This window comes from Ensifer sp. SL37 (assembly GCF_026672675.1).
GTDB lineage: Bacteria > Pseudomonadota > Alphaproteobacteria > Rhizobiales > Rhizobiaceae > Ensifer > Ensifer adhaerens.
On record NZ_JAPPRN010000007.1, the window covers coordinates 1,500,928 to 1,521,886 of the forward strand.

Here is a 20,959-nt window from a genome sequence, read left to right on the forward strand (position 1 = left end):
GCGCCAGGGCGCTTTGACGCCCCTCAAAGACCGATGGGCGACGATCGAGCATACTGCTCGTATAATGGCACGAGGAGACTTTGGAGGTGATGGCCATGAGCGACATCAATTTACGACAAGATATTCTCGACGAACTCGAGTATGAGCCCAGCATCGACGCCGCAAACATCGGCGTAACGGTAGAGAAAGGAATCGTGACCCTAACCGGTCATGTCCACAGCTTTGCGGAAAAGCACGCCGCCGAGCAGGTTGCTCGACGGGTCAAGGGCGTCCGGGCGATCGCGGAGGAAATCACCGTGCGGTTACCCGCGCACAAGAAGACTGCCGATGACGAGATCGCAAGCCGTGTCTTGAAGATCCTCGACTGGGGTGCGGCTATTTCCGATCCGAGCGACATTCAAGTTAAGGTGGAGAGCGGGTTTGTTACACTTGCAGGCACTGTCGATTTCTATTTTCAACGCTCGGCGGCTGAACATTCCGTTCGCCAGCTCTCCGGTGTAACGGGCATCGATAACCAGTTGAGGATCCGGCCACGAATGGACGTGGTCGACATCCGCCATGGCATCAAGCAAGCCTTAAGGCGGAATGCCGAAATCGAGGCCGAGGACATCGAGGTCGAAGTTTCCGGCAGCCACGTGACCCTGCGCGGGAAAGTCCAAAGCCCCCGAGAGCGTATCACGGCCGAGCAGGCTGCCTGGTCCGCAAAAGGGGTGAGCGGGGTAACCGACTATCTGACGGTGTCCGACAAATAGACACTTTCAGTAGCTTTCCCCTGAGGGGCTCATGATGGCCGAACCGATGCCGCTCACCCTCGCCCGGCGTCAAAAGGAAGACAGCGGCTATAGGGGGCTCACGAGCGAGGAGGCCCGCAGCCGGTTATCCATGTTTGGTTCAAACGCCCTGCCCGAACCAAGGGCAGGGTCGGTGGCCGAAACATTCGCGCGCCAGTTCCGCAGTCCACTGATTTACATTTTGCTGGCCGCAGTGTTGGTGTCATTTCTTCTGGGCGATGTGAGAGACGCCTTCTTCATCGGGGTCGTTCTTGTTGCAAACGCCATTGTCGGAACCGTTCAGGAACACTCTGCCGGTCGGGCGGCATTGGCGTTGCGCAAACTCGAGCAACCAAAAGCCTATGTCGTGCGAGACGGGCATCTGGTCGAGCTCGACACGCGGCTGATCGTGCCCGGCGACCTAGTGACTCTGGAATCGGGCGGTCGGGTGCCGGCAGACGTGCGGCTTGTCGCGGTTGAAGGTCTGCTTTGCGATGAGTCCCTGCTAACGGGCGAGTCGTCGCCTGTTGCAAAGTCGCCAACCCCGAACTGCGTCACAGGCGAAGAGCTAAGATGCTGCATGGCATACGCCGGCGCGCTCGTTACGCGAGGCCGCGCTCGTGGGGTAGTCTCAGCGACTGGCAAGAACACGGAAATAGGCAAGATTGCGAGCGACCTTGGCGCGGCACCCCTTGCGAGATCGCCATTGCTGATCCGCCTGGAAGGCTTCTCAAAACTGATTGGGCTCGTCATCGCCACGGTCGTGGTGTTGCTGATCATTGTCGGGATCGCGCGCGACATGCCCGCGAGCGAGCTTTTCATGATGGCTGTCGGGCTGGCAGTGAGCGCAATCCCTGAAGGACTTCCGATCGCGATCTCGGTCGCCCTGGCAATCAGCATGCGTCGAATGGCCAGGAAGCACGTCGTCGTTCGCCGCCTGCCCGCGGTCGAAGCACTCGGCTCATGCACGGTAATCGCAACCGACAAGACCGGAACATTGACGCTGAATGAGTTGACGGTCACCGACATTCGCCTGCCGGACGGAACCGATCTTTTTTGCGACACGCATGCCGATATCGAGTCTTGCCAAATCCGCGGGAAGGACATCCCGCCTGACCAGGTGCGTGATCGCGCGACAGCACTTCTCCGGGCGGCCTCCCTGCCGAATGAGGCATCGCTTGTAAGAGGCAACGACGGATGGACCAGCGTCGGCGACACGGTTGACGTCGCACTCCTAGCCGCTGCCCACAAGGCGGGTCTGCCGAGGCAGTCGATCGAGGAAAATTATCCTTTGATTGCCCGAATCCCCTATGAGCCGGAGATCAAATATGCCGCATCGTTTCATCGACATAGCGATGCGGTGCGCATCTTCGTGAAGGGAGCAGCCGAAACCCTCATCGAAATGTCGGATCGAATGGAGATGAATGGCTGTGCTGTCACGATCGACCGCGACAGGCTTTTGAGCCAAAAGGAAGAAATGGCTGCCAGGGGGTTGCGCGTATTGGCGTTTGCGGAAGGCGAAACGACGCTCGAGAACAATGGCGGGTATGGCCGGCACCTTCTCGTCGACCTGATTTTTCTTGGACTGGTCGGCATGCAGGATCCAATCAGGCCGGAAGTGCCCGATGCGATCCGGGAATGCCAGGACGCGGGCGTCCAGGTCGTCATGTTGACCGGAGACGATGCAAAGACCGCCGCGGCGATCGCGGCTGATGCGGGCCTCGCCTTCACCATCGATCAGGTCGTCACTGGGCAAGAGGTAAGCCTGGCCGAGGCGCAGGGGCGCGCAAGCCTAGACGCGCTGGCCCGCCGGGGGCGTATCTATGCACGCATCGCTCCCTCGCAGAAACTGGCGCTCGTTCTGGCGCTTTCGCGCAACGGACACTTCGTCGCCGTCACGGGTGACGGAGTTAACGATGCGCCTGCGCTAAAACACGCGCACATCGGAGTGGCGATGGGCCGCAAGGGAACGGACGTCGCCAAGGAGAGTGCCGATATTATCATCACAGATGACAATTTCGCGTCAATCGTCAGTGCCATCAAGGAAGGTCGCGTCGCCTACGCCAACATTCGTAAAGTCATCTTTATGCTCGTCTCCACGGGATCTGCGGAACTCGTGTTGTTTCTTTTTGCCGCCACCCTCGCACTGCCAATGCCGCTTCTACCCGTGCAACTCCTGTGGCTCAATCTTGTCACCAACGGCATCCAGGATGTCGCTCTTGCAAGCGAGGGGCCCGAGGGCGATGAACTCTCCCGTGCGCCCCGCAGGCCGAATGAACCGATTTTCGATCGGATGATGATACGCCGACTCTGCCAAACGACGCTCGTTATGGGAGGCGGAGGTTTCGCGATGTTCTACCTCGCTCTAGAACGGGGCTACAGTGAAAGCGATGCCCGCAACATGCTTTTGCTGCTGCTTGTTCTCTTCGAGAATTTCCAGACTTTCGCAAGTCGCTCGGAGCGCAAGTCCATTTTCGCACTCGGCATGTTTGGCAATCCGCTCCTGCTTTTTTGCATTGCCGCAGCCTTGGGTCTCCACATCATCGCAATGCACGTTCCGCTCCTCAGCAATACCCTTCAGGTTTCAGCGATGAAACCGGCCGAATGGGCAATACTTTTGGTTGCTGCCTCTTCCGTCCTTTTCATTACGGAATTCGACAAGTGGCGGCTGCGTGGCAAATCTACTGCATAGCCGTGAAGTGGGTGCTTGCGCCAGTTGCAGCAGCTGCGAGGGAGATGAGGCCGAGTGGCACCCAGTATCCTGCTGTTCCGGACAGGATCGCCACGAATATTCGCCCCCCGGCATTGACGAGCGCGGCTGCCAGGACCGCGGCCCCGACGGTTGGCAAGGGCATCGCCCCGCCAACGGAGCGTAACGCGGTAAGGACGGCGACGTCGACGTCGAAGATGCCGGAAGCGGCCGAAATGCCAATCAAGCTATTGTTGCCAATCCTCGCCACTACCGCGGTGCCAAGTGTTGCCGTCGCTGCAAATAGACTGGCAAAGACAATGAGCGGCATAAGTTCAAAGGGGTTTCGTGCTCCGACATCTTCACCCGCACTGGACGTTCTCTTGGCCATCAAGAGGCCTCCGCACGCAATGAATACAACGGCTGCCGTCAGCAGCGGCGCCGCAACGAACGGAACAAGCCGGGGGGACAGTGCAAGGACGATGACGAGCACGCGCAGCAGTGAAACAGCCGCAGCGACGCTGGCTGCCCCTGCCAGCGGCAGAGCCGGATCTCCGGCACGCGCTTTTTGTCCAAAGCTTGCCGTGACTGCGGTGGACGAGACGATCGCGCCCGTGAGACCGCTGACAAGAATCCCGCGAGTTGGGCCAAGCAGGCGTGTTGCCACATATCCAGCAAATGAGATGCTTGCACTTAGCACGGTGAGAAACCACACCTCACGGGGATTGAAGCCGCCCCACGGGTCGATCGTCCGGTTCGGCAGAAGCGGCAATATGATCGCGGTCATCACCGCGAGAACCAGAGCGGAACGCAGTTCCGGCCAAGTTAGCCGCCTAAGGAGATTGTGAAGAAGCTCTCTGCTGGCAAGAACTGCTGCAAGAGCCGCGCCGCCAGCAGCGGCTGCCTTGTAGTCGCCCACAACGGCCATCCCGCCGAGCGAAAAGACGCACAGGCCGGCAACAACACCGGTCACACTGAAATCTTCATCGCGCCGAGCTTCACGCAACTTGAACCACGTCAGGCTCATAGAAAAACCCAGGAGACCAGCAGCAAACAGGAAGTGGTTGTCTTGGGACTCCGACAAGGCCGCAACGATACCGCCAAGGAGGCCGGAAATCCCGAAGGTTCGAATGCCGGCTGTCCGGCTGCCTTCCGGCGCATCCCTCTCGCGCCACCCACGCTCCAACCCAACCAGTAGGCCAATTGCAAGTGCGAGCCCCAGTCGAAGGATAAGCGGTTCCATTTGCACTCTCCAGGGGGCGCACCCGCGCTGAGATCAACCCATCGCATTTTTGGCCAACTAACTTCAATCCTGTCTTTGACGAGGATCAATGCTTGCGGATTGACAATGCATGAGGCTGTCCTGAGAGGAGTTTTCCATGGATAATCACATCCTTGTTGCAACCGACGGGTCTGATGAAGCGCGCGACGCCGTAGCTATGGCCGCAAAGCTTGCCAAGGCGATTGACGCTTCCCTGACCGTTCTTCACGTTGCTCCGCCAAATTTTGCAAGCGCAACAGACAGCCTTCCTGGCTTTGGGCACGCCTTTCCGATTGGCAACATGATCCCGGGCATGTTGAGGTCGGCAGAACTCTCACGCATTCCCGGCGATGGCATCGATGAGAGTGCCATGGCGCTCGGCAGGAGAATTGTGGACGAAGCTCGAAACGCGGCACTTGGGCTCGGTGTCGCGAATGTCTCTGCGCGATTGGAAATGGGCGACTGCGCCCAAATCGTTCTCGAGATCGCTAGGGAGATCAACGCAAGCTTGATTGTCGTTGGAAGCCGGGGCCTTGGGCGCCTGAAGCGGACGCTTCTCGGGAGCGTGTCGAAGAAGCTGGCTCAGGACGCGCACTGTTCGGTCCTTGTCGTACGATGAGGCTTGCGAAGGGTTAGGCCTCAAAGGTGTTCGAGACTGACCGCGTTGACCATTTGAGGAGCCTGGCTCTTGAGCGCGCAGCATAAAATTGGCCCTGGGTGGCGAGAGGAAGTATGGCCGAAACGAGCGCTTCTCGCTCTAAGCGCGGCCTGTCTCGCTGCGGGTGCGCTCACTTGGTTGGCGAACCGTCCGGACCTCAGCTCATGGATATGGGGAGTGGGAACGGCAGTTATCCTTGCAAGCTTGGTGACCGAGATCGGAACAAACCTGGCAAGAGGAGAATTTGGCCTGGATTTGATCGCAGCTCTGGCCATGAGCGGCGCGCTTTTACTGGGCGAATATGTCGCCGGGATCATCATTGCAATGATGTTTACTGGGGGAGAATCGCTTGAGGATTTCGCCCAACGGCGAGCACGACATGAACTGACCGCACTGCTAGACCGGGTACCGCGCACGGCGGCGCGATTCACAGGCACACAATTCGAAGAAGTAGCGATCGAGGACATCGAGCCTGGTGATCGGATTTTCGTTCGCAGCGGTGAGGTTCTGCCAGTCGACGGTCGCTTGGCAGGCAGCTCAGCGGTGCTCGACGAGTCGGCTCTAACCGGCGAGGCCCTGCCGGTCTTCCATCGATCAGGCGAGTACTTGATGAGCGGCTCCGTCAATCCGGGAGATCCCTTCGAGATGGTCGCCTCGCGCGTTGCAAACGAAAGCACCTATGCAGGCATTGCCAGATTGGTCGAGGCCGCGAAAAACGCCAAGGCGCCGATGTCTCGTCTCGCGGATCGTTACGCACTCGGTTTTCTCGGGGTCACGCTCCTTCTGTCGGCGATCGCATGGGCACTTTCAGGACAGGCGACAAGGGCACTGGCGGTATTGGTAGTCGCCACTCCCTGCCCACTCATTCTCGCAGTTCCGGTCGCCCTCATCTCAGGCGTTTCTCGCTGCGCGCGCAAGGGCATCCTCGTGAAGGGCGGCGGTGCCCTCGAGATGCTTGCGCGCGCAAAGACCGTGGTGCTCGACAAGACAGGAACGCTGACAGACGGCCGGGCCCGGCTTTTGGAGACAAGGGTTCGCAACGACCTTGGCCCGCAGGAGGTTCTGCGGTTGGCAGCCTCTATCGACCAGGCATCGCGTCACGTTGTTGCCTGTGCCCTTGTCGCCGCCGCGCGCGAGCGCGGGCTCGCCCTATCATCACCGTCAGAGCTACGGGAATCCTCTGGCTCCGGCATCACGGGCCGGGTCGAGGGGCGGAAGATAGCAGTGGGCGGATGGGACTTCATTCGACCTCTCATTGATGACTCCGATTTCTCGCGTGAAATCGAGATCTGGATCAGAAGGGAGGGCACAGTCGCGGTTGCAGTGGCGGAGGATGGCATTCTTGCAGGGGCGTTTCTCCTGGCCGATGAAGTCAGACCGGAAGCCGGAACGGTTCTCAGGCAGTTGCGTGAAGCTGGCATTGAACGAATTGTACTGGCCACCGGCGACCGGGCCGACATCGCAAAAAGTCTGGCCGCGTTTCTGGGCATCGACAACATCGTCGCAGAAATGAAGCCGGAAGATAAGACGCGATTGGTCGAGACGGAGAGGAGGGCCGGGCCGGTCATGATGGTGGGCGACGGCATCAACGACGCACCCGCCCTCGCCGCAGCCGATGTCGGGGTTGCAATGGGGGCCAGGGGGGCGGCAGCATCGACGGAAGCGGCCGATGTTGTCATTCTGGTTGACCGGTTGGATCGTCTCGTCAGTGGGGTTCGCATTGCAAGACGATCCCGGCGGATTGCGCTTCAAAGCGTCTACGTTGGGATGGGGCTATCAGTTACCGGAATGATTGCTGCCGCGCTCGGTTATCTTGCGCCGGTCGAGGGCGCCCTAGTTCAGGAGGCAATTGACGTCGTCGCCATTCTTAACGGCCTGCGTGCGCTTGCTTACCCGGTTCGCCGATGGGGTCGAGCCAATCAACTGTCACAACAGGAGCTCCAGGAACTGGAAGCAGAACATCGCAATCTTATGTTCGTCATCGACGAGATCAGGCACACGACCGAACGTATACAGCACCTGCCTGAACCGGAAATGCGCCAACGTTTGGCCGATTTGGATGCGCTGTTGCGCGAGAGACTTCTTCCCCACGAACGCCAAGACGACTGCGTTTTGTACCCGTCGCTTCGCCAGCGGCTCGGCGCGTCGCATGCCCTCGCCGGCATGAGCCGTACCCACATGGAAATTCAGCGCCAGGTCCATCTTCTCACCTCCCTTCGCCAGGCGATCGATTCTGCCGGTCCAAATCCGCAGCAACTCTACGAGATCCAACGGCTGCTCCATGGGCTCGAAGCGGTCGTGAGACTGCACTTTGCGCAGGAACTGGAAATCTTCCGTGCCCTTGAGGGCGAATGACGAGAGGCAGGCCGCCCCATAAGGTTCTACGCGATATCAGCCCACAATAGCCCGGCAGGGCAACAGCAGCTCCGGCCAGGCATCGATCGGGCCGACGGGATCGAAAAGCGCAATGTGCATGCTCGGCGTGATCGAGATCCGACATGGCAGCAGGAACAGAAAATCCGTCAACGACACGTCCGTGATGGAGCCTTTCGACGGCGTTAGCGCGTCGTATAAAGCCGCTCGCTACCGCCGCGCCTCGTCCAGCTAAACGAGGCCTCGGAAAATTCATCTGGAGCGTCACTGGCCTTCACCAGGTGTATGTTGGCGCCGTCGCTATCGGCGTAACGCTCTTCGCCACGGTCAGCCGAACAAAGCCTTATTCTGAAATTCGCTCATGGTTAAAACTCCGAATGATCCGGTTAAATATGACTTAAACCTATATCAATGGGGAGCCGGCCTGCCACGCTCAATACATTCGACCCAGTACCACGGCAATCAAATCGCCATGGTAGCGATCCTGGGGATGAACCAGAGCATTGCGCTGGTACCGATGGCGTAGGAGATGGCCCGGCGGGCTAATGCAGGGTGGAAGCCGATGATCGCGCGTGCAGCCCAGGCAAGCGCGAGTGCGGCTGTAACGAACAGGATCTGTCCGGCCTCGACGCCGAGATTGAAGGTTAAGAGGCTGAGCGGTACGTCCGATTGCGGCAGACCGATCTCCTTCAGGGCGCCGGAGAAGCCGAAGCCATGCAGTAGGCCGAAGGCGAAGGCAATGACCCAGGGACAGGCTTCGGAGTAGCGTAGCTCGTTTGGTCTCACCTTCAGCAGTTCGCTTGCGACGAAGGCGATGCTAAGGGCGATTGTCGCTTCGACCGGCTTCTGGGGAAGACTGAAATAGCCGAGCGATGCGCCGGCGAGTGTGATGCTGTGGGCGACGGTGAAGGCCGTGATCGTCTTGAACAGCATAAAGCGGTCATGGAGCAGCAGCATCAGCGCAAGCACGAAGATCAGGTGATCGAAGCCGAGCATTATGTGTTCGACGCCGAGCAGGAAATAGGTCCGGGCGACTTCGAGGCTGGTCTGCGCGCCGGCCGCCGTGAAGGAGGGCGCCTCTGGCATCAGCCGTCCGACCTCGGAGCCGCCGTTCTGATACTCGATGCGCACCAGCGCTTCGGTCAGCGTCGCTTTGAGCCCATCGACGACAATCTCGCCATTGCGCAATCCCCCCGCGCAATCGACGACCCGGCGCTCCAGATAGGCGCTGCCCTCGAACGACCGTATCGGCGCGGCCGTTTCGACGCACTGTTTCGGCAGGTGCGCGTCAAGCGCCAGCCGCATCCGGCCTTGCGCCGGCACCTTCCAGAGGACGGTGAAGCCGTCGGGCTCGCTTTCGCGGATGTCGAGATAGGCTGGGCGAACCTCATGGGCAGTGGCAGGGGCGCCGAGGAACACCAGGAGTGGCAGGCCGAAAAGGGCGCCAGGCTTTCTCAAGGGTTGCCTCCCACGGCCGTCGAGGCTTCGACGCTCACCTCATAGCGCGCCAGCAGCGCACCGAAGCGTTGCTGCTCAAGTTCGGTGCGTTTCGCGTTTTCCCACTCCCGTACAACCTCGTCGCGGATGTCGGCGAGTTGCGGCACTTGACCCGGCGTGCGCTCCGTCACCCGCACCAGATGGAGGCCGAAGCTGCTGGCGATCGGTCCCGTCCAATGCCCGAGCTGCGCCTTTTCGAGCCCGTCGGCAATCGCGCCGCCAAACATCTCGTCGATTGCCGCCTTGCTCGTAAGCTGGACTGTCGCGGGAAGTAGAGATGCATCGCCGAGCAAGGCCGGATCGGCCATATCGTTCCCGCGGAGTTCGGCAAGCAGGGCGGCGGCGTCCTTGGCGATGGTATCGCCGTGCCGTGCCGGATTGAGGAAGACCTGTTCGAATGCCAACTTCGCATCGGTGGCAAAGACCGCCCGATGGGCGGCGAGATAGGCTTCCAACTCCGGATCGGTGGCTGTAACCGGGGCGGCCTCGGCGGCGTTCAGGAACTCCATCTTCTGGCGCAGACGGCGACGCACGACCGTGTCGTCCCGGTCGAGCCCGAGTTCCAGCGCCTGGCGCACCAGAATTTCCTCCTTCACATAGTCGTCAATCATGCCTTTCAGCTCGGCCGTCGTCGGCGGGCGCTGCCAGGTCCTGGCAAATACTGTCGCCATCTGCTCGATCTTCGAGGCACTGACGACGATTTTTTCAGGCGCATCAACGCCGCCGCGCAGAAGACTATGGGCGGCGAAAATCACAAGCGCCAGCACCAGGAAGTGAAACAGAGGCTCTCGCAGGATGCGCTTCAGCATGCCCTCCTCCGTTCGCTTGACGGATGGCGACGGACGCACGCGGCCCGTGCGCCCGCCCACGGGTCGCCGTCCATTCTCCAGATCATGGCGTGTACCAGATCGGCGAGGTGTAAGCGCGCTCGGTCACGGTCATGCGCGTGCCTTCCAGCGGCTTCGTTCCGAAACGCATGGCATCGTAGGCCGTCCATCGCGGCGTCGGGATTTCAAGGACGCGGCCATAGTAGAATGCCTTCTGCCTTGGATCGAACTGCGGATCCTTCCAGACCGCGATCAGTTCCGGCGCGCCGATCGTGTTGGTCCATGTGGCGTTGGCAACATCGACCGTATCGCCGACCGATGGCACCTTGCCGTCCGCGCCTGGCTTGCGATCGCCGCCCCAGGCGACGTCATAGACCTGTTCGTGTGTCTCGCCCTTGTCGTCGAGCCAACCCTTGATGATCTGATAGCGGTCGAGATTGGCGCCAATCGGATCCCTGAGCGCCGCAACGAGGAATGTCGGCGCCTTGCCATCAGGTGCCGCCGTTAAATCAGCACCCATCGGCACACCTTTGGCATAGCCAAGGGCCCCGGGGTTGCGGTTTTCGGCGTCCGCAGGCCCGAAGTCCCAGCCGCCGAAGAAGCGCACGAGCATGCGCGGGCCGGTCGTCGCATAGGTCTCCTTGCGCTGCATGGCGTCCCAGATGGATTCGCGCGTGTTTTCGTCAGCCCAAACTGCCGCGTAACCCGACGCGCCGACTTCCCAGTCCATCACCGTGATGTTGGTCTTGGGGTCCTTCACAAAGGTCGCCGTCAGACGCTCCGGGCTCGGCTCCTGCGGGGTCGTCTTGCCAAAGAAGTTCTCTTCCTCCATCGCCGTCAGACCCGTATGGGAGTCCGAGCTGCCCACCAGCCCGAACTTGTAGGGATTGGTGCCGAGCCCTGCCTCCAGCTTCAGGCCGTTCTTGAGGGCCGAGCGCGCATATTCGAATTCCAGCATCTCCGCCGTCTTGCGTTCGCTGGCGTCGAGGTTGCCAAAGTCCCAGATCTCGAAGTTTGCGAACTCGTCATTGGGCGAAAGCGCCGGATGGGCCTCGCCGGTACCCTTCGTCTGCGTCGTCTCATATAGACGTTCCCACCGGGCGCGTTGCTCGACATAGGCCTTGTCCACCGGCTTGCCGGTAAAGGATTCGATCATCGGGAACATAAGCCCATTGGACAGGTTGCCGTTGTGGGCTATCGCCAGGACATTGCCGCCGGTCTTGTCCTCGTAAGCCTGCATCCACTTCCACAAATCGCGCGGGTTGTCGCTGCCGAGCGGCTTTATCGTGGTATAGGGCACGACCTCACTCGCCTTGTCGGCATTGTCGCGGAAAATGACGTTGCGGTGCAGGTTGTTGCCCGCCGTGTTCGAGGTCCATTCGTAGCCGATGAGGGCGGTGAATCGGCCGGGCTCGTTATATTCCTCGGCCGCCTTGATCGTATCGTGCCAGGCGTTCTTGTAGGGGCGGGTGTCGGGTCCGTAGATCATCGACTGCGGCAATGTCCCTTTGCTGAAACTGAAGATGATTTCCAGAGCCGCCTTCCCGCCCTGGCCCGATTTGATCATTTCGTACCAGGTCTTGGCCTGCGGATCAGATATGACCTCCGGTTTGCCGGCGAAGAGGTCCGGGAACATGCCCATATTGTCGGAGTGGTCGGCGACCACCAGGAAGTCGAGCGGGCGCGACAGCTTTGCGGGCTGGCCGCTCGACGCCATGATCTCTGCGCCGCGGGCGAAGCGATATGCATCGCGCGGGGTCAAACGCGCACCAAAGGCTCCGGCGTCAAATGAGGCTCCGGTATGAAGATGGGTGTCGCCGAACAGGGGACGGGTCGGAAAATTGCGGCCCGCATAGGGTGAATATAGCGGCTTTGCGGCAAAAGCTTTTTCGGCCTTGGCCGTGTCCAGCGTGCCGGTGTCGTTAGGTTCCTGTGCGACTGCCGGGAGCGCCGCACCAAAGCTCAGAATGCTTGCGAGAACCAATTTAGCAGACTTGTTTCTCAACTTTTTCCCTCCCTGCGGCGCGGTAGCTTCGCGAAAAACCGACTACGCGCTCTCAACAATCACATAGTCGAGCAAGCTCCTCCTTGACGCCGATCAAAATTACTCCGTCCGGGCCTAGTGTGACAGCCGGCTCGTTGTCGTTTTGTCGGCATCAGATCGGTGGGGATCGACGCTGCGGCCTGCGTCGTCGGCCCCACCGGGCTGTGTGGAGAAGGGGCTGTTAATTGCAAACCCAACCCCGCGACCGTCGCGGTTGAGTTCGTCGGGGAAATCTCGCCGCACATTGCGCCCCTCACGCAATCGGTTTTGCCGAGCTAATATGGGCGACCGCTCAAACCGCCTTGCGGCGAGGTAAGCCCTGCGAAGGATATATTCATGTGGAAGTTTCAACATGCATTTCGCTCTGATCCACACCGGTCTGACCTCACGAGCGCGCCCGTCGAAAGCGCGTTCTGGGAATCGGAGCACGAAGCCGAATACACGATCGGATGGGTTCGGATCACGGTGGCTCTTGCCTTGTTTGTGAGTGGTTTCCTGGTCTCCTCCGAAACCGGCGGCTTCGCCCAAGAGAACAACTTGATCCAACTTCGCGTAACGGCGCTGACTACCGTTGCTGCCTTTCTTGCCCTCGGCATCACGTCATTCCTGCTCGTGATCAGCCGTCAGTTCAGGCCTTGGATGGCCTTTGCGCTCGTAACCGGCGACGCATTGATTATAGGAGCGAGTCTCTATTTTGCCCTGAACGACGTCGGCCTGGCGGGCAACTGGGTGGTGATCATACCAACTCTCTGGGCCGTGCCCTTGCTTCTCGCGGTCGGCGCGCTTCGATACAGGCCACTCGTTCAATTATGGGCCACGTCGGCAACAATGATTGCCGTGGTCAGCGTTGCGGCGGGGCTTGGCTTTAGTCTGACAGGCAATGCGAACCCCGTTGAGGCACACGGGGTAAGCCGTCTTCTTTCGCTTCCTCCCTATATCATGCGCGCGGTTATGTTAATGCTTATGGGTCTGGTAACGGCGTTGGCAATGGCGCGTTCTCGCCGCCTTCTGATCCGCATAGCGCGCGAGACAGCCAAGCGCGCAAACCTTGCTCGCTTCCTGCCAGCAGAAATCGTGCCATTGGTGGGGGACAATGATGTTACTACGTGGCGGCAAGGCCGCCGGCAGCAGGGCACGATCCTGTTTGTCGATATACGCGGGTTCACCGCTTATGCAGAAAAGCTGGATCCCGCGAGACTATCCGTCTTCATCTCCTCGTTTCGGCGACGAGTGATGCGGGCAACCGAGGCGTCAGGAGGTGTGATCGACAAATTTATAGGTGACGGCGCTCTTATAGTCTTCGGCATCCCAGAACCACGGAAGGATGATTGCGCTCGCGCTATAACCTGCGCTCAAAGCATTCTTTCGTTGGTTGACCAATGGAATACCAAGCGCGGATTCGATCCGCCCATCCGCGTCGGGATCGGTATCCACAGCGGCGAGATGTATTACGGGCTTGTTGGTGACGAACATCGCCTTGAGTTCACGGTGCTTGGCGACACAGTCAATGTCGCTGCGAAGATAGAACAGGCTACCAAACGTTTCGACGCAACGCTGCTTGCTTCCGAGACGGTCGTGATGCAGGCAGGACAACAACATGACTGGGTCGCGGTAAGCCGAGAGCCATTGGGCGGACGTGGCGAGCATGTGGCACTTTATGCGTTCTCGGGGACCAAGCCACAGGAATGAAGCGCTAAGGTAACGAGCTTGCAAAGTTAGGCGGCTATATCTTGCTTGCTCAAGCCCGTGTTGCGATACGCGGCGTTCCCGACGGCGGCGCCACCGATTTGCGTGGTAGGCATTTGGCTGACACACTATCGTCTGTTTGCGAGACGGGATTTGGGTAGGCTTGGCCGCGGCCGTGTTTTCGGTGAGCAGAACACGCTCAAGCGCGGAGACGAGCTGGGGTGGTCGGCGCAGCGGCCACCCACTATTAGGACGCATAAGCGGCGAACAATAGCTATAGAACCGCTGCCCCACTCTGCCCGGAACATTCGAAAGCCCAAAACGGATCAACGGAAGGTGCAAGGCCAACTAGCTGGCGCGGAAAGTCCGTGCGGCAGCTTCGTGGCGGCGTCACCGCAAGCTATGTCGATTTGAGATTGCCGCAAACCGGTTGCTCGTGACAAATCGCTGCCCTCAATTCGCGTCAGGAAGAGAATAGCACTTTCGAATGCTGTCGATCCCGCGAACGATGTGCCGGTAAAGTCGACTCTAGACAGGTTTGCGAGCGAAAATCGAACGTTTTCGAGTTTCGCGCCGGTGAATCGGGCGCGGCCAAGCTCTGCTTTCTCGAAGTTGACATCGATCAGCCGCGCGAGGCTGAAATCAGCGCGCTGCAATTCGGAGCTGGTAAATGAGGTACGTTCAGCTGAAAAGCGAACAAAACTCGCGCGGTGGCCTTCCACGCGCGTAAAGTTTGCTGCCTTGGCGGTGGCCCCGGCGAGTGAAGCTCGCGCGAGCTTCGCCTTCTCAAGATTGGCTCGGTTTAAGTTGGCACCACGAAGATCGGTCAGGCCAAAGTCAGTGCCTGATAGGTTTGCGCCTTCCAAATCGGCTCCTTCGAGCATGAGGTGACTCTTATTGCAACCGCTCCAGTTCAAACCCGGCATCGGCCAGCTCTTGCAGTGCGAGGCCTGTGCAGAATCCCTGGAAACAAGAGCCATCATTACCATCCCGAGCATCAAGGTGAGTGACCATGGCATCAAGCCCTGGCGCGTTCTGAAGACGCGCCCCGACCTTATTGGGACGCAGCGGGTTGGCGTGGTTTCGATCTTAAAGTCATTGTGTCGCATCACGATTGCAATCCCTTGACTCTTGCCGCATCCCCCGCCCTTCAATCGAGCGAATAATTCAACACCTATTTTGCATCTTATCGTTACCGGGCTTCGTTCGCTGACACATTGACGCGGGTCAAAGGGCCTGATTGGCCATGAGCGCCAGAATCGCCCCCCGCGCAATGCGCGCGCTTCATCCGATCTTTGACCCGCGTCAAAGCAGGTTCGTGGAGCCGCGTGCACAATGCCAAAGTTTGCGGCAGATAACGAACCTTGCGGAGGAGAGAATCGATGAAGGCGCTCGTCTATGAAGGACCGGGGCTGAAGTCGCTGTCGGAGCGCCCGATGCCCACGATCGCTGCGACGACTGACGCCATCGTTAAGATCACGAGGACCACGATCTGCGGGACCGATCTGCATATCCTCAAGGGTGATGTTCCAACCTGCACAGCAGGTCGTATCCTCGGCCATGAGGGCGTGGGCATCGTGGTGGAAACGGGAACTGGAGTGACCCAGTTTACAAAAGGCGACCATGTCCTGATTTCCTGCATCTCATCCTGCGGCAAGTGCAGCAATTGCCGGCGCGGAATGTACTCTCACTGCACCACCGGTGGCTGGATTCTCGGCAACACGATCGACGGCACACAGGCCGAGTATGTCCGCATTCCCCATGCCGACACTAGTCTCTACCCGATTCCACAAGGCGCCGATGAAGAGGCGCTCGTCATGCTGAGTGACATCCTTCCGACGGGCTTTGAATGCGGCGTGCTGAACGGCAAGGTGCAGCCTGGCGGGACAGTCGCCATCGTCGGTTCCGGCCCAATCGGACTGGCCGCGTTGCTGACGGCGCAGCTCTACTCTCCAGCCGACGTCATCATGATTGATCTCGACGAGAACCGGCTCAAGGTCGCGAAACGTTTTGGTGCGACGCGGACGATCCAGGCGGGCGGCGGGGACGCCTCTCGAAAGGTGTTGGCACAGACTGGAGGCAAGGGCGTCGACACTGCCATTGAGGCGGTTGGGATCCCCGCCACCTTCGAGCTGTGTCAGGAGATCGTCGCGCCTGGCGGCGTAGTCGCCAACATCGGCGTGCACGGCGTCAAGGCCGACCTGCATCTGGAAAAGCTATGGTCGCGCAACATTGCCATCACCACGCGGCTGGTGGATACGGTAACGACACCCTTGCTGCTAAAGACCGTGCAATCTGGAAAAATAGACCCGAGAAACCTGATCACGCATCGTTTCAACCTCAGGCAGATCGCCGATGCCTATGAAACTTTTGCCAATGCTGCGAGCACGAAAGCTCTGAAAGTGATAATTGAGACGGACGCTGCTCAACCTCTTCGGGCGCGCGACGCTACAGAGCTGCACACCAACGCCTCATCCCCAACCGACGTCTGGAGCTGCACTCTTATGACGCGCAGCGGTCTTGTCCTTCATGTTCGTCGCGTGCGTCCCGAAGACGATGTACTCTTGGCAGATTTCTTCACCCATGTAACTCCGCAAGACATGCGTTTCCGCTTTCTGGGCGGCATTCGGGAAATCAGCCGCGAGCGTCTGCTCTCTATGACGAAGGTCGATCACCGTTCCACCGAGAACTTCCTCGCTTTCGGCGAGGATAGCGAGACGATCATCGCCACCGCCATCGTAGCGTGCGACGCGTCGACGAGAGCGGAAGTCGCCGTCTCCGTACGTGCCGAATATAAGCATATGGGTGTGGCCTGGGAAATGCTGCGTCATGTCGCCCGCTTTGCGGAAGCCGCGGGCGCCAAATCCCTCGAATCGCTCGAAAGCCGCGCAAACCATGAGGCAATTGAACTGGAGAGGGAACAGGGTTTCGTTGCAGTTCCCTATGCGGATGATCCGACCTTAGTCCTGATCCGCAAGGATCTACGACAAATCTAGTGCAAAGCACATCGCAGGCGGCCGGCCATCGACATGGCTTGGCGCATTCGCAAAATGTGAATACGCAGGGACTACGAAGGGCCCGGAGCGCGCGAGGTAGCTGACGCGGGTCAGTAGCCGGGGCAGGATGTTTGCAAGTACAACTGGAAGGGTCTGTTTCGGCCGAAGACCAGCAACCTCACCACCTTGCCGAACCCACGCACACCAATGGGGCCAGCGTCGCTACCCTCTCGACAGCGCGCTGATGAAGGACCAGTTCCATTGTCTACGCCAGTGGCTTCAGATTGTCTCTAATGGGAGGGTGCCCAGAAGCGAAGGAGCGTCGACTATCCGTGTAACGCGTTCCATCTCCTGGGGTTGCGAAGCACGCGCGGTTCGAAGCACAGCAATCTACCGGCAGCGCTTCGCTACTATTGGCCTCAGAACTCCTGACGTTGCCGGTTTCTCCGAACTCACTGATCTCGAAGAAAGGCCTGAATCTCCTCGGGCGACACCTTTGCATCTTTGTTTGTGTCGACTTTGTCAAATATCCGCTTATGGATCGCAGAAACTTCTTCGAACGAGAGGGTACCGTCACCATCGACATCAGCAACAGCAAACATTATTTTCATCATATGAAACGGCATTATTCCTTGCCGCATCATGCGGTACTGCCGTCCCCCCATCATCGCACCCGGCATCATCTCGGAGTAACCGGTTTGGTCATCCTGCTTTTCTTCAGGCTGCTGGGCGGAGGACAGCGTCGAACCGCTGAATAGGAGCATGGCTGTTATTACAATGAATGCGGGTCTGGCCGTGGCCATGGGTTTCCTCCAACGTAGTAATACGAGCATAATTACCCCGCACACGAAGCCTTCTTAGGTTCGCTGCATTGACCGGCCGGTTTGCCGATCGGGCAAGTCTATCCCTGAGGCTCGTTCCTGACTAAGCGGTATTAGCGATAGCAACCGGCGCCCACTCAGAACGCTGCCCGCCCGCCCTCACTGCTTCAGCCGCAACGGGAGCAGCCGGCGGCATCTAACAGCCCCAGAGATATTCCGACGCTCAAACATACCTCAACTGACAAAACGCGACATTGACGCCAGTCAATAACGGAACTCAAAACTTCAGAGCGCGACCAAAGGAAGAAAGATTGATCGGCATCAACGAACGGATGCCGCCGCCCACTGGCGCTGGACGTCGGCTCTTCGGGGCGTAAAACGATAGCTGGAGAGTTGAAAGGTATGACGGTGTTTGCGGCGGAACTTGGCCAGGACGCAGCGCTCAAAAGCCACGCTAGCTCGCCGGACTGCTTTGAACCATCGTCTTCTTGGTCCGCGGCACGCGCGCCGTTTAGATTGGTCTGGAAGGCGATGTCGTCGATCACGCCGATGATGTTGGAAGATTCGCGGGACGACTTTTCGATCGGGTCCATGGCGCCGCAAGGTCGGCCGGGGTGCGAACGGCCCGTCTTGACCGGACCGATCGTCGGGTAGTCGCGAGGCCCTGCGCCGGCCGGGGATTAACCCGCCGGCTTAGGCGGCGCCCATCCCATATCCTGTTATACTTCGTGCATGATCGTTTGCAGGACCTCCGGAGCAGCGCATCGGCCTGCCGGTGAAAAGCGGAGCCATTCTCCAAGCGGGTCATGGCAGTCAGAATTGTCGCGAAAGTCTCGACTTGGCCGGAATTTGATCTCCGAGTATCCTCGATACGGGAACCCGTTTGAATATCGCCGCAGAGGCAACCATGTCGTTAGTGAAGTCAGGCATTACTATCTTAGCTTTGGTACCGTCGTGGGCCTGGGGTGAGTCGGAGGCCGAGAGAGGCCGGCTTTTGGTTGAGGCTAACTGCAGGAGTTGCCACGCTATCGGACTTAACGATGCGAGCCGCCATCCGGACGCTCCCCCATTCCGAACTCTTTCTGAGCGCCATCCGCTAGGCTCTTTAGCGGAGACTCTTGCCAAGGGCGTACCCATCGAACATCCCGATATGCCCAATTTCCTCGTGACAGCGAGTCAGATCGATGAAATCATCGCTTACATTGTAAGCGTTCAACCCTGACCTGAACGCGCAAGAGTGTTCACTTGGCTGCAGAACATTGCGGGATGTAAAGTGCTCCTTAAGCCGGAAGAGCGGTAATGCGACCGCCGTACTCTTGAGGAACTGCTCACAGGGAGCACTGCGGCAGTAGGCGATTCTTGAATCCCAAAGGGAAGGGCAATAGTCGGGGATGGCCTGACGCAAGTTTTGGTCCAGCACGACGACGTTCGCGGTTCGGATGGTTGGTCGTCACGAACGTCTGGAAAAGAGCTTGCCCATAAACATGCGCCTCCATGACCCAGTTACGCCGTTTGAGGTGATTTCTTCGCTCGCCCTAGCAGCACGACTGTTACGCTCAAGCTAATGCACATATTCCCCAGCCCTCGGGGAGCGGCAGGACTGCATCATCAAGTGAACGCGCACAAGCAGGCCCGGCGTCGTTGCTGCCCCACGGCGGCGAGCGGTCGAAGATACCGTCTCGCCTGGTTCGTAACTCTGCTCAATGATTGTCAGCTTCTGCTCGGCTGTCCACCGCCTGCGGCGGACAGCCGTCAGCAATTCAACATGTCGATACTCGTTAACATAAGCCCGTCCTCAAGCCTGGGCTTGAGCCTTTCTACTTATGCCGACTGTCCGGTCGAAAGGAGGTGCAGTTCAGGAAGGCAGTAAAACTGCCAAATCGCTGATTGGGTGGTATGAGTTCGGCGTGACCAATGAAGATGAACTGGCGATGCTGATCCGCGACGACACCCAAGTTCCTGAAGCCTAAATTGTCGCGATCATGTGGGGGCTATTCAAGAGGCGTCGAGCAGGTTTCGCCAAGATAACCCTGGCAACTTGTTCGAGCTGTTCGTGCGCCAGATTGGGCATTCGGTCTCGCCACTCATGGCCTAGCCTGCGGCCGCCGCCTCGACTTCTAAGAATGCCCTAATTTTGCTCTTTAGGTAGAAGCGCACGAACAACGTTCGTTGATCACCGTCGACAGCCCAAAGCGGGTGTTCACCCGTCCGTGTGATTGCCTGACACCAAGGCGTGGAAATGTCTTATTGTAAACCTACCAGACCAAGGGTGACGATGCCACTTAATGCAGTTGAGTTTGCAACCACCACAACGACTGCGCGCGAAATGTTGGAATCGATGTTTCGCCGATGCTCAAGGCGCAAGACACTCCTCGCATATGCCACATCCGTCGGAATCCATGACCCAGCTCGGGCATTTCCTTTGACAACATAAGCAGGTCGTGGTGGTCTCTGCGTCCCGTTTATCACTTGGGGGCGGTATGATTTCGATCTCGCGATCGGGAGTAAGTTCCGTTGCCACCTGTTCCATCTCGAGGCTCCATGTGGAGGATTCCTTTGAGATAGGGATGCGCCGATGGGTGGGCAAGCATAAACGTAACCGCTGGGAGGCCGTTGTTCCACCTCACTGCCGAGTGAGCCGCTTCTCTGCGCAACAGAGCCAGATCACAGTATCGCGGATCTCCCCTTGTGACTTTTCGGAGAAGGATTTCGATTTTTTTTACTTCGCGCTGCTTTTCGATCGATCTCTGATCTCCATGTCGAAGTTGCACTTGATGGAAACGGTCTGGGCAAGTGGAATGCGCGCTCTCTAATACACGTCTCGAAATTGCCTATTTATGCTCGCAGTGTTTAATGGTCACCGCCGAGCATGTTGAAGGCCGGCTGATCGGTGGCAGAGAAATCATTAAACCTGCGGTCGGCAACCTAGGAGGGCGTAATGAAACTTAGAATTTTGTTGGCGGCTTTGATCTCCTCCCTAACAATTGCTGCTCCCCTTTCTTCATTTGCCCAAGAGTGCGACGGAAATTACTACACGGGAATTGCAGCTACCCAACATTACGCTGGCGGCAAGGGCCAACCCGACAAAGCCTATGTATTTAAGCACAAGGGTGCACAACGGCTCCAAAAGGCGAAAGATGCAGCTGAAAATCGGCCGCCGAATTATCAAGTAACAGCCTATGAACCCGAAATCGTTTCAAGGCCCTGAGGAAAATTGCGGGTGTTGTACGATGGCTTTGGTGGCTGCGGGGAGCGCTGACGGTCTCGAGTTTCAGACCAATCCAGGACTTCATGCGAACGGATCTTCGATACGGCCGGAACGGCACGCGCGTCCTAA

Annotated in this window: 15 protein-coding genes and 2 pseudogenes; 9 read left to right on the forward strand and 8 right to left on the reverse strand. The window is 58.8% G+C overall.

Translation table 11 applies throughout. From position 1 onward, the window contains the following. Nucleotides 1-95: 95 nt before the first annotated feature. Complete coding sequence (locus OVA00_RS39360; RefSeq protein ID WP_112772500.1) at nt 96-752, forward strand: BON domain-containing protein; 657 nt, start codon at nt 96-98, stop codon at nt 750-752. A gap of 34 nt (nt 753-786) precedes the next feature. After that, on the forward strand, nt 787-3,462 hold the full coding sequence (locus tag OVA00_RS39365) for a cation-translocating P-type ATPase (RefSeq protein WP_181529586.1): 2,676 nt from the start codon (nt 787-789) through the stop codon (nt 3,460-3,462). Here the strand turns inward: OVA00_RS39365 and OVA00_RS39370 are convergent. Then, the gene (locus OVA00_RS39370; RefSeq protein WP_112772470.1) at nt 3,452-4,702 is read right to left on the reverse strand and encodes an MgtC/SapB family protein; all 1,251 of its coding nucleotides are present in this window, start codon (nt 4,700-4,702) and stop codon (nt 3,452-3,454) included. The genes OVA00_RS39365 and OVA00_RS39370 overlap by 11 nt on opposite strands. A 136-nt stretch (nt 4,703-4,838) precedes the next feature. Here OVA00_RS39370 and OVA00_RS39375 point away from each other — a divergent pair, with 136 nt between their 5' ends. Both OVA00_RS39375 and OVA00_RS39380 read left to right on the forward strand, forming a co-directional pair. Beyond that, nucleotides 4,839-5,339 carry a universal stress protein gene (locus tag OVA00_RS39375; protein ID WP_112772471.1) on the forward strand — a complete coding sequence of 167 codons (501 nt, stop codon included), beginning with the start codon at nt 4,839-4,841 and terminating at the stop codon, nt 5,337-5,339. Between the two features lie 69 nt (nt 5,340-5,408). After that, nucleotides 5,409-7,733 (forward strand): heavy metal translocating P-type ATPase, encoded by a 2,325-nt coding sequence (locus OVA00_RS39380; RefSeq protein ID WP_442780598.1) that lies wholly within the window; start codon nt 5,409-5,411, stop codon nt 7,731-7,733. A 480-nt stretch (nt 7,734-8,213) separates the two neighbouring features. Here OVA00_RS39380 and OVA00_RS39385 read toward each other — a convergent pair whose 3' ends face one another. The 3 genes from OVA00_RS39385 to OVA00_RS39395 form a co-directional block, all read right to left on the reverse strand. Then, nucleotides 8,214-9,209: a HupE/UreJ family protein gene (locus tag OVA00_RS39385; protein ID WP_268091091.1), complete on the reverse strand. Its 996-nt coding sequence runs from the start codon at nt 9,207-9,209 to the stop codon at nt 8,214-8,216. Further along, nucleotides 9,206-10,057: a peptidyl-prolyl cis-trans isomerase gene (locus OVA00_RS39390; RefSeq protein WP_234824528.1), complete on the reverse strand. Its 852-nt coding sequence runs from the start codon at nt 10,055-10,057 to the stop codon at nt 9,206-9,208. The genes OVA00_RS39385 and OVA00_RS39390 overlap by 4 nt, the downstream gene beginning before the upstream one ends. Nucleotides 10,058-10,139: 82 nt before the next feature. Further along, a complete protein-coding gene (locus OVA00_RS39395) occupies nt 10,140-12,080 on the reverse strand; it encodes a DUF3604 domain-containing protein (protein ID WP_268091092.1) in 1,941 nt (646 codons plus the stop codon). Between the two features lie 375 nt (nt 12,081-12,455). Here OVA00_RS39395 and OVA00_RS39400 point away from each other — a divergent pair, with 375 nt between their 5' ends. Further along, nucleotides 12,456-13,808: an adenylate/guanylate cyclase domain-containing protein gene (locus OVA00_RS39400; RefSeq protein WP_268091093.1), complete on the forward strand. Its 1,353-nt coding sequence runs from the start codon at nt 12,456-12,458 to the stop codon at nt 13,806-13,808. A gap of 323 nt (nt 13,809-14,131) precedes the next feature. Here the strand turns inward: OVA00_RS39400 and OVA00_RS39405 are convergent, their stop codons facing one another. Then, nucleotides 14,132-14,785 (reverse strand): pentapeptide repeat-containing protein, encoded by a 654-nt coding sequence (locus OVA00_RS39405; protein WP_234824529.1) that lies wholly within the window; start codon nt 14,783-14,785, stop codon nt 14,132-14,134. Nucleotides 14,786-15,187: 402 nt separating this feature from the next. On the opposite strand from OVA00_RS39405, the pseudogene OVA00_RS39410 reads away from it, so the two are divergent. Together OVA00_RS39410 and OVA00_RS39415 are read left to right on the forward strand one after the other, a co-directional pair. Then, nucleotides 15,188-16,219: pseudogene (locus tag OVA00_RS39410) on the forward strand (zinc-dependent alcohol dehydrogenase family protein); the annotation flags it as partial. Between the two features lie 243 nt (nt 16,220-16,462). Then, on the forward strand, nt 16,463-16,801 hold the full coding sequence (locus OVA00_RS39415) for a GNAT family N-acetyltransferase (RefSeq protein ID WP_234824535.1): 339 nt from the start codon (nt 16,463-16,465) through the stop codon (nt 16,799-16,801). Nucleotides 16,802-17,253: 452 nt separating this feature from the next. On the opposite strand, the gene OVA00_RS39420 is transcribed toward OVA00_RS39415, so the two are convergent. Next, nucleotides 17,254-17,604, reverse strand: coding sequence for an EF-hand domain-containing protein (locus tag OVA00_RS39420; RefSeq protein WP_268091094.1), 351 nt, complete (start codon nt 17,602-17,604; stop codon nt 17,254-17,256). 185 nt (nt 17,605-17,789) lie between these two features. Beyond that, nucleotides 17,790-18,215 (reverse strand): hypothetical protein, encoded by a 426-nt coding sequence (locus OVA00_RS39425; protein WP_268091095.1) that lies wholly within the window; start codon nt 18,213-18,215, stop codon nt 17,790-17,792. 314 nt (nt 18,216-18,529) lie between these two features. On the opposite strand from OVA00_RS39425, the gene OVA00_RS39430 reads away from it, so the two are divergent. Then, nucleotides 18,530-18,844: a c-type cytochrome gene (locus tag OVA00_RS39430; RefSeq protein WP_112772503.1), complete on the forward strand. Its 315-nt coding sequence runs from the start codon at nt 18,530-18,532 to the stop codon at nt 18,842-18,844. A gap of 396 nt (nt 18,845-19,240) precedes the next feature. Here the strand turns inward: OVA00_RS39430 and OVA00_RS39435 are convergent. Beyond that, nucleotides 19,241-19,381: pseudogene (locus tag OVA00_RS39435) on the reverse strand (transposase); the annotation flags it as partial. Between the two features lie 1,179 nt (nt 19,382-20,560). Between OVA00_RS39435 and OVA00_RS39440 the strand changes: the two are divergent. Then, the gene (locus OVA00_RS39440) at nt 20,561-20,830 is read left to right on the forward strand and encodes a hypothetical protein (protein WP_268091096.1); all 270 of its coding nucleotides are present in this window, start codon (nt 20,561-20,563) and stop codon (nt 20,828-20,830) included. Nucleotides 20,831-20,959: the final 129 nt, after the last annotated feature.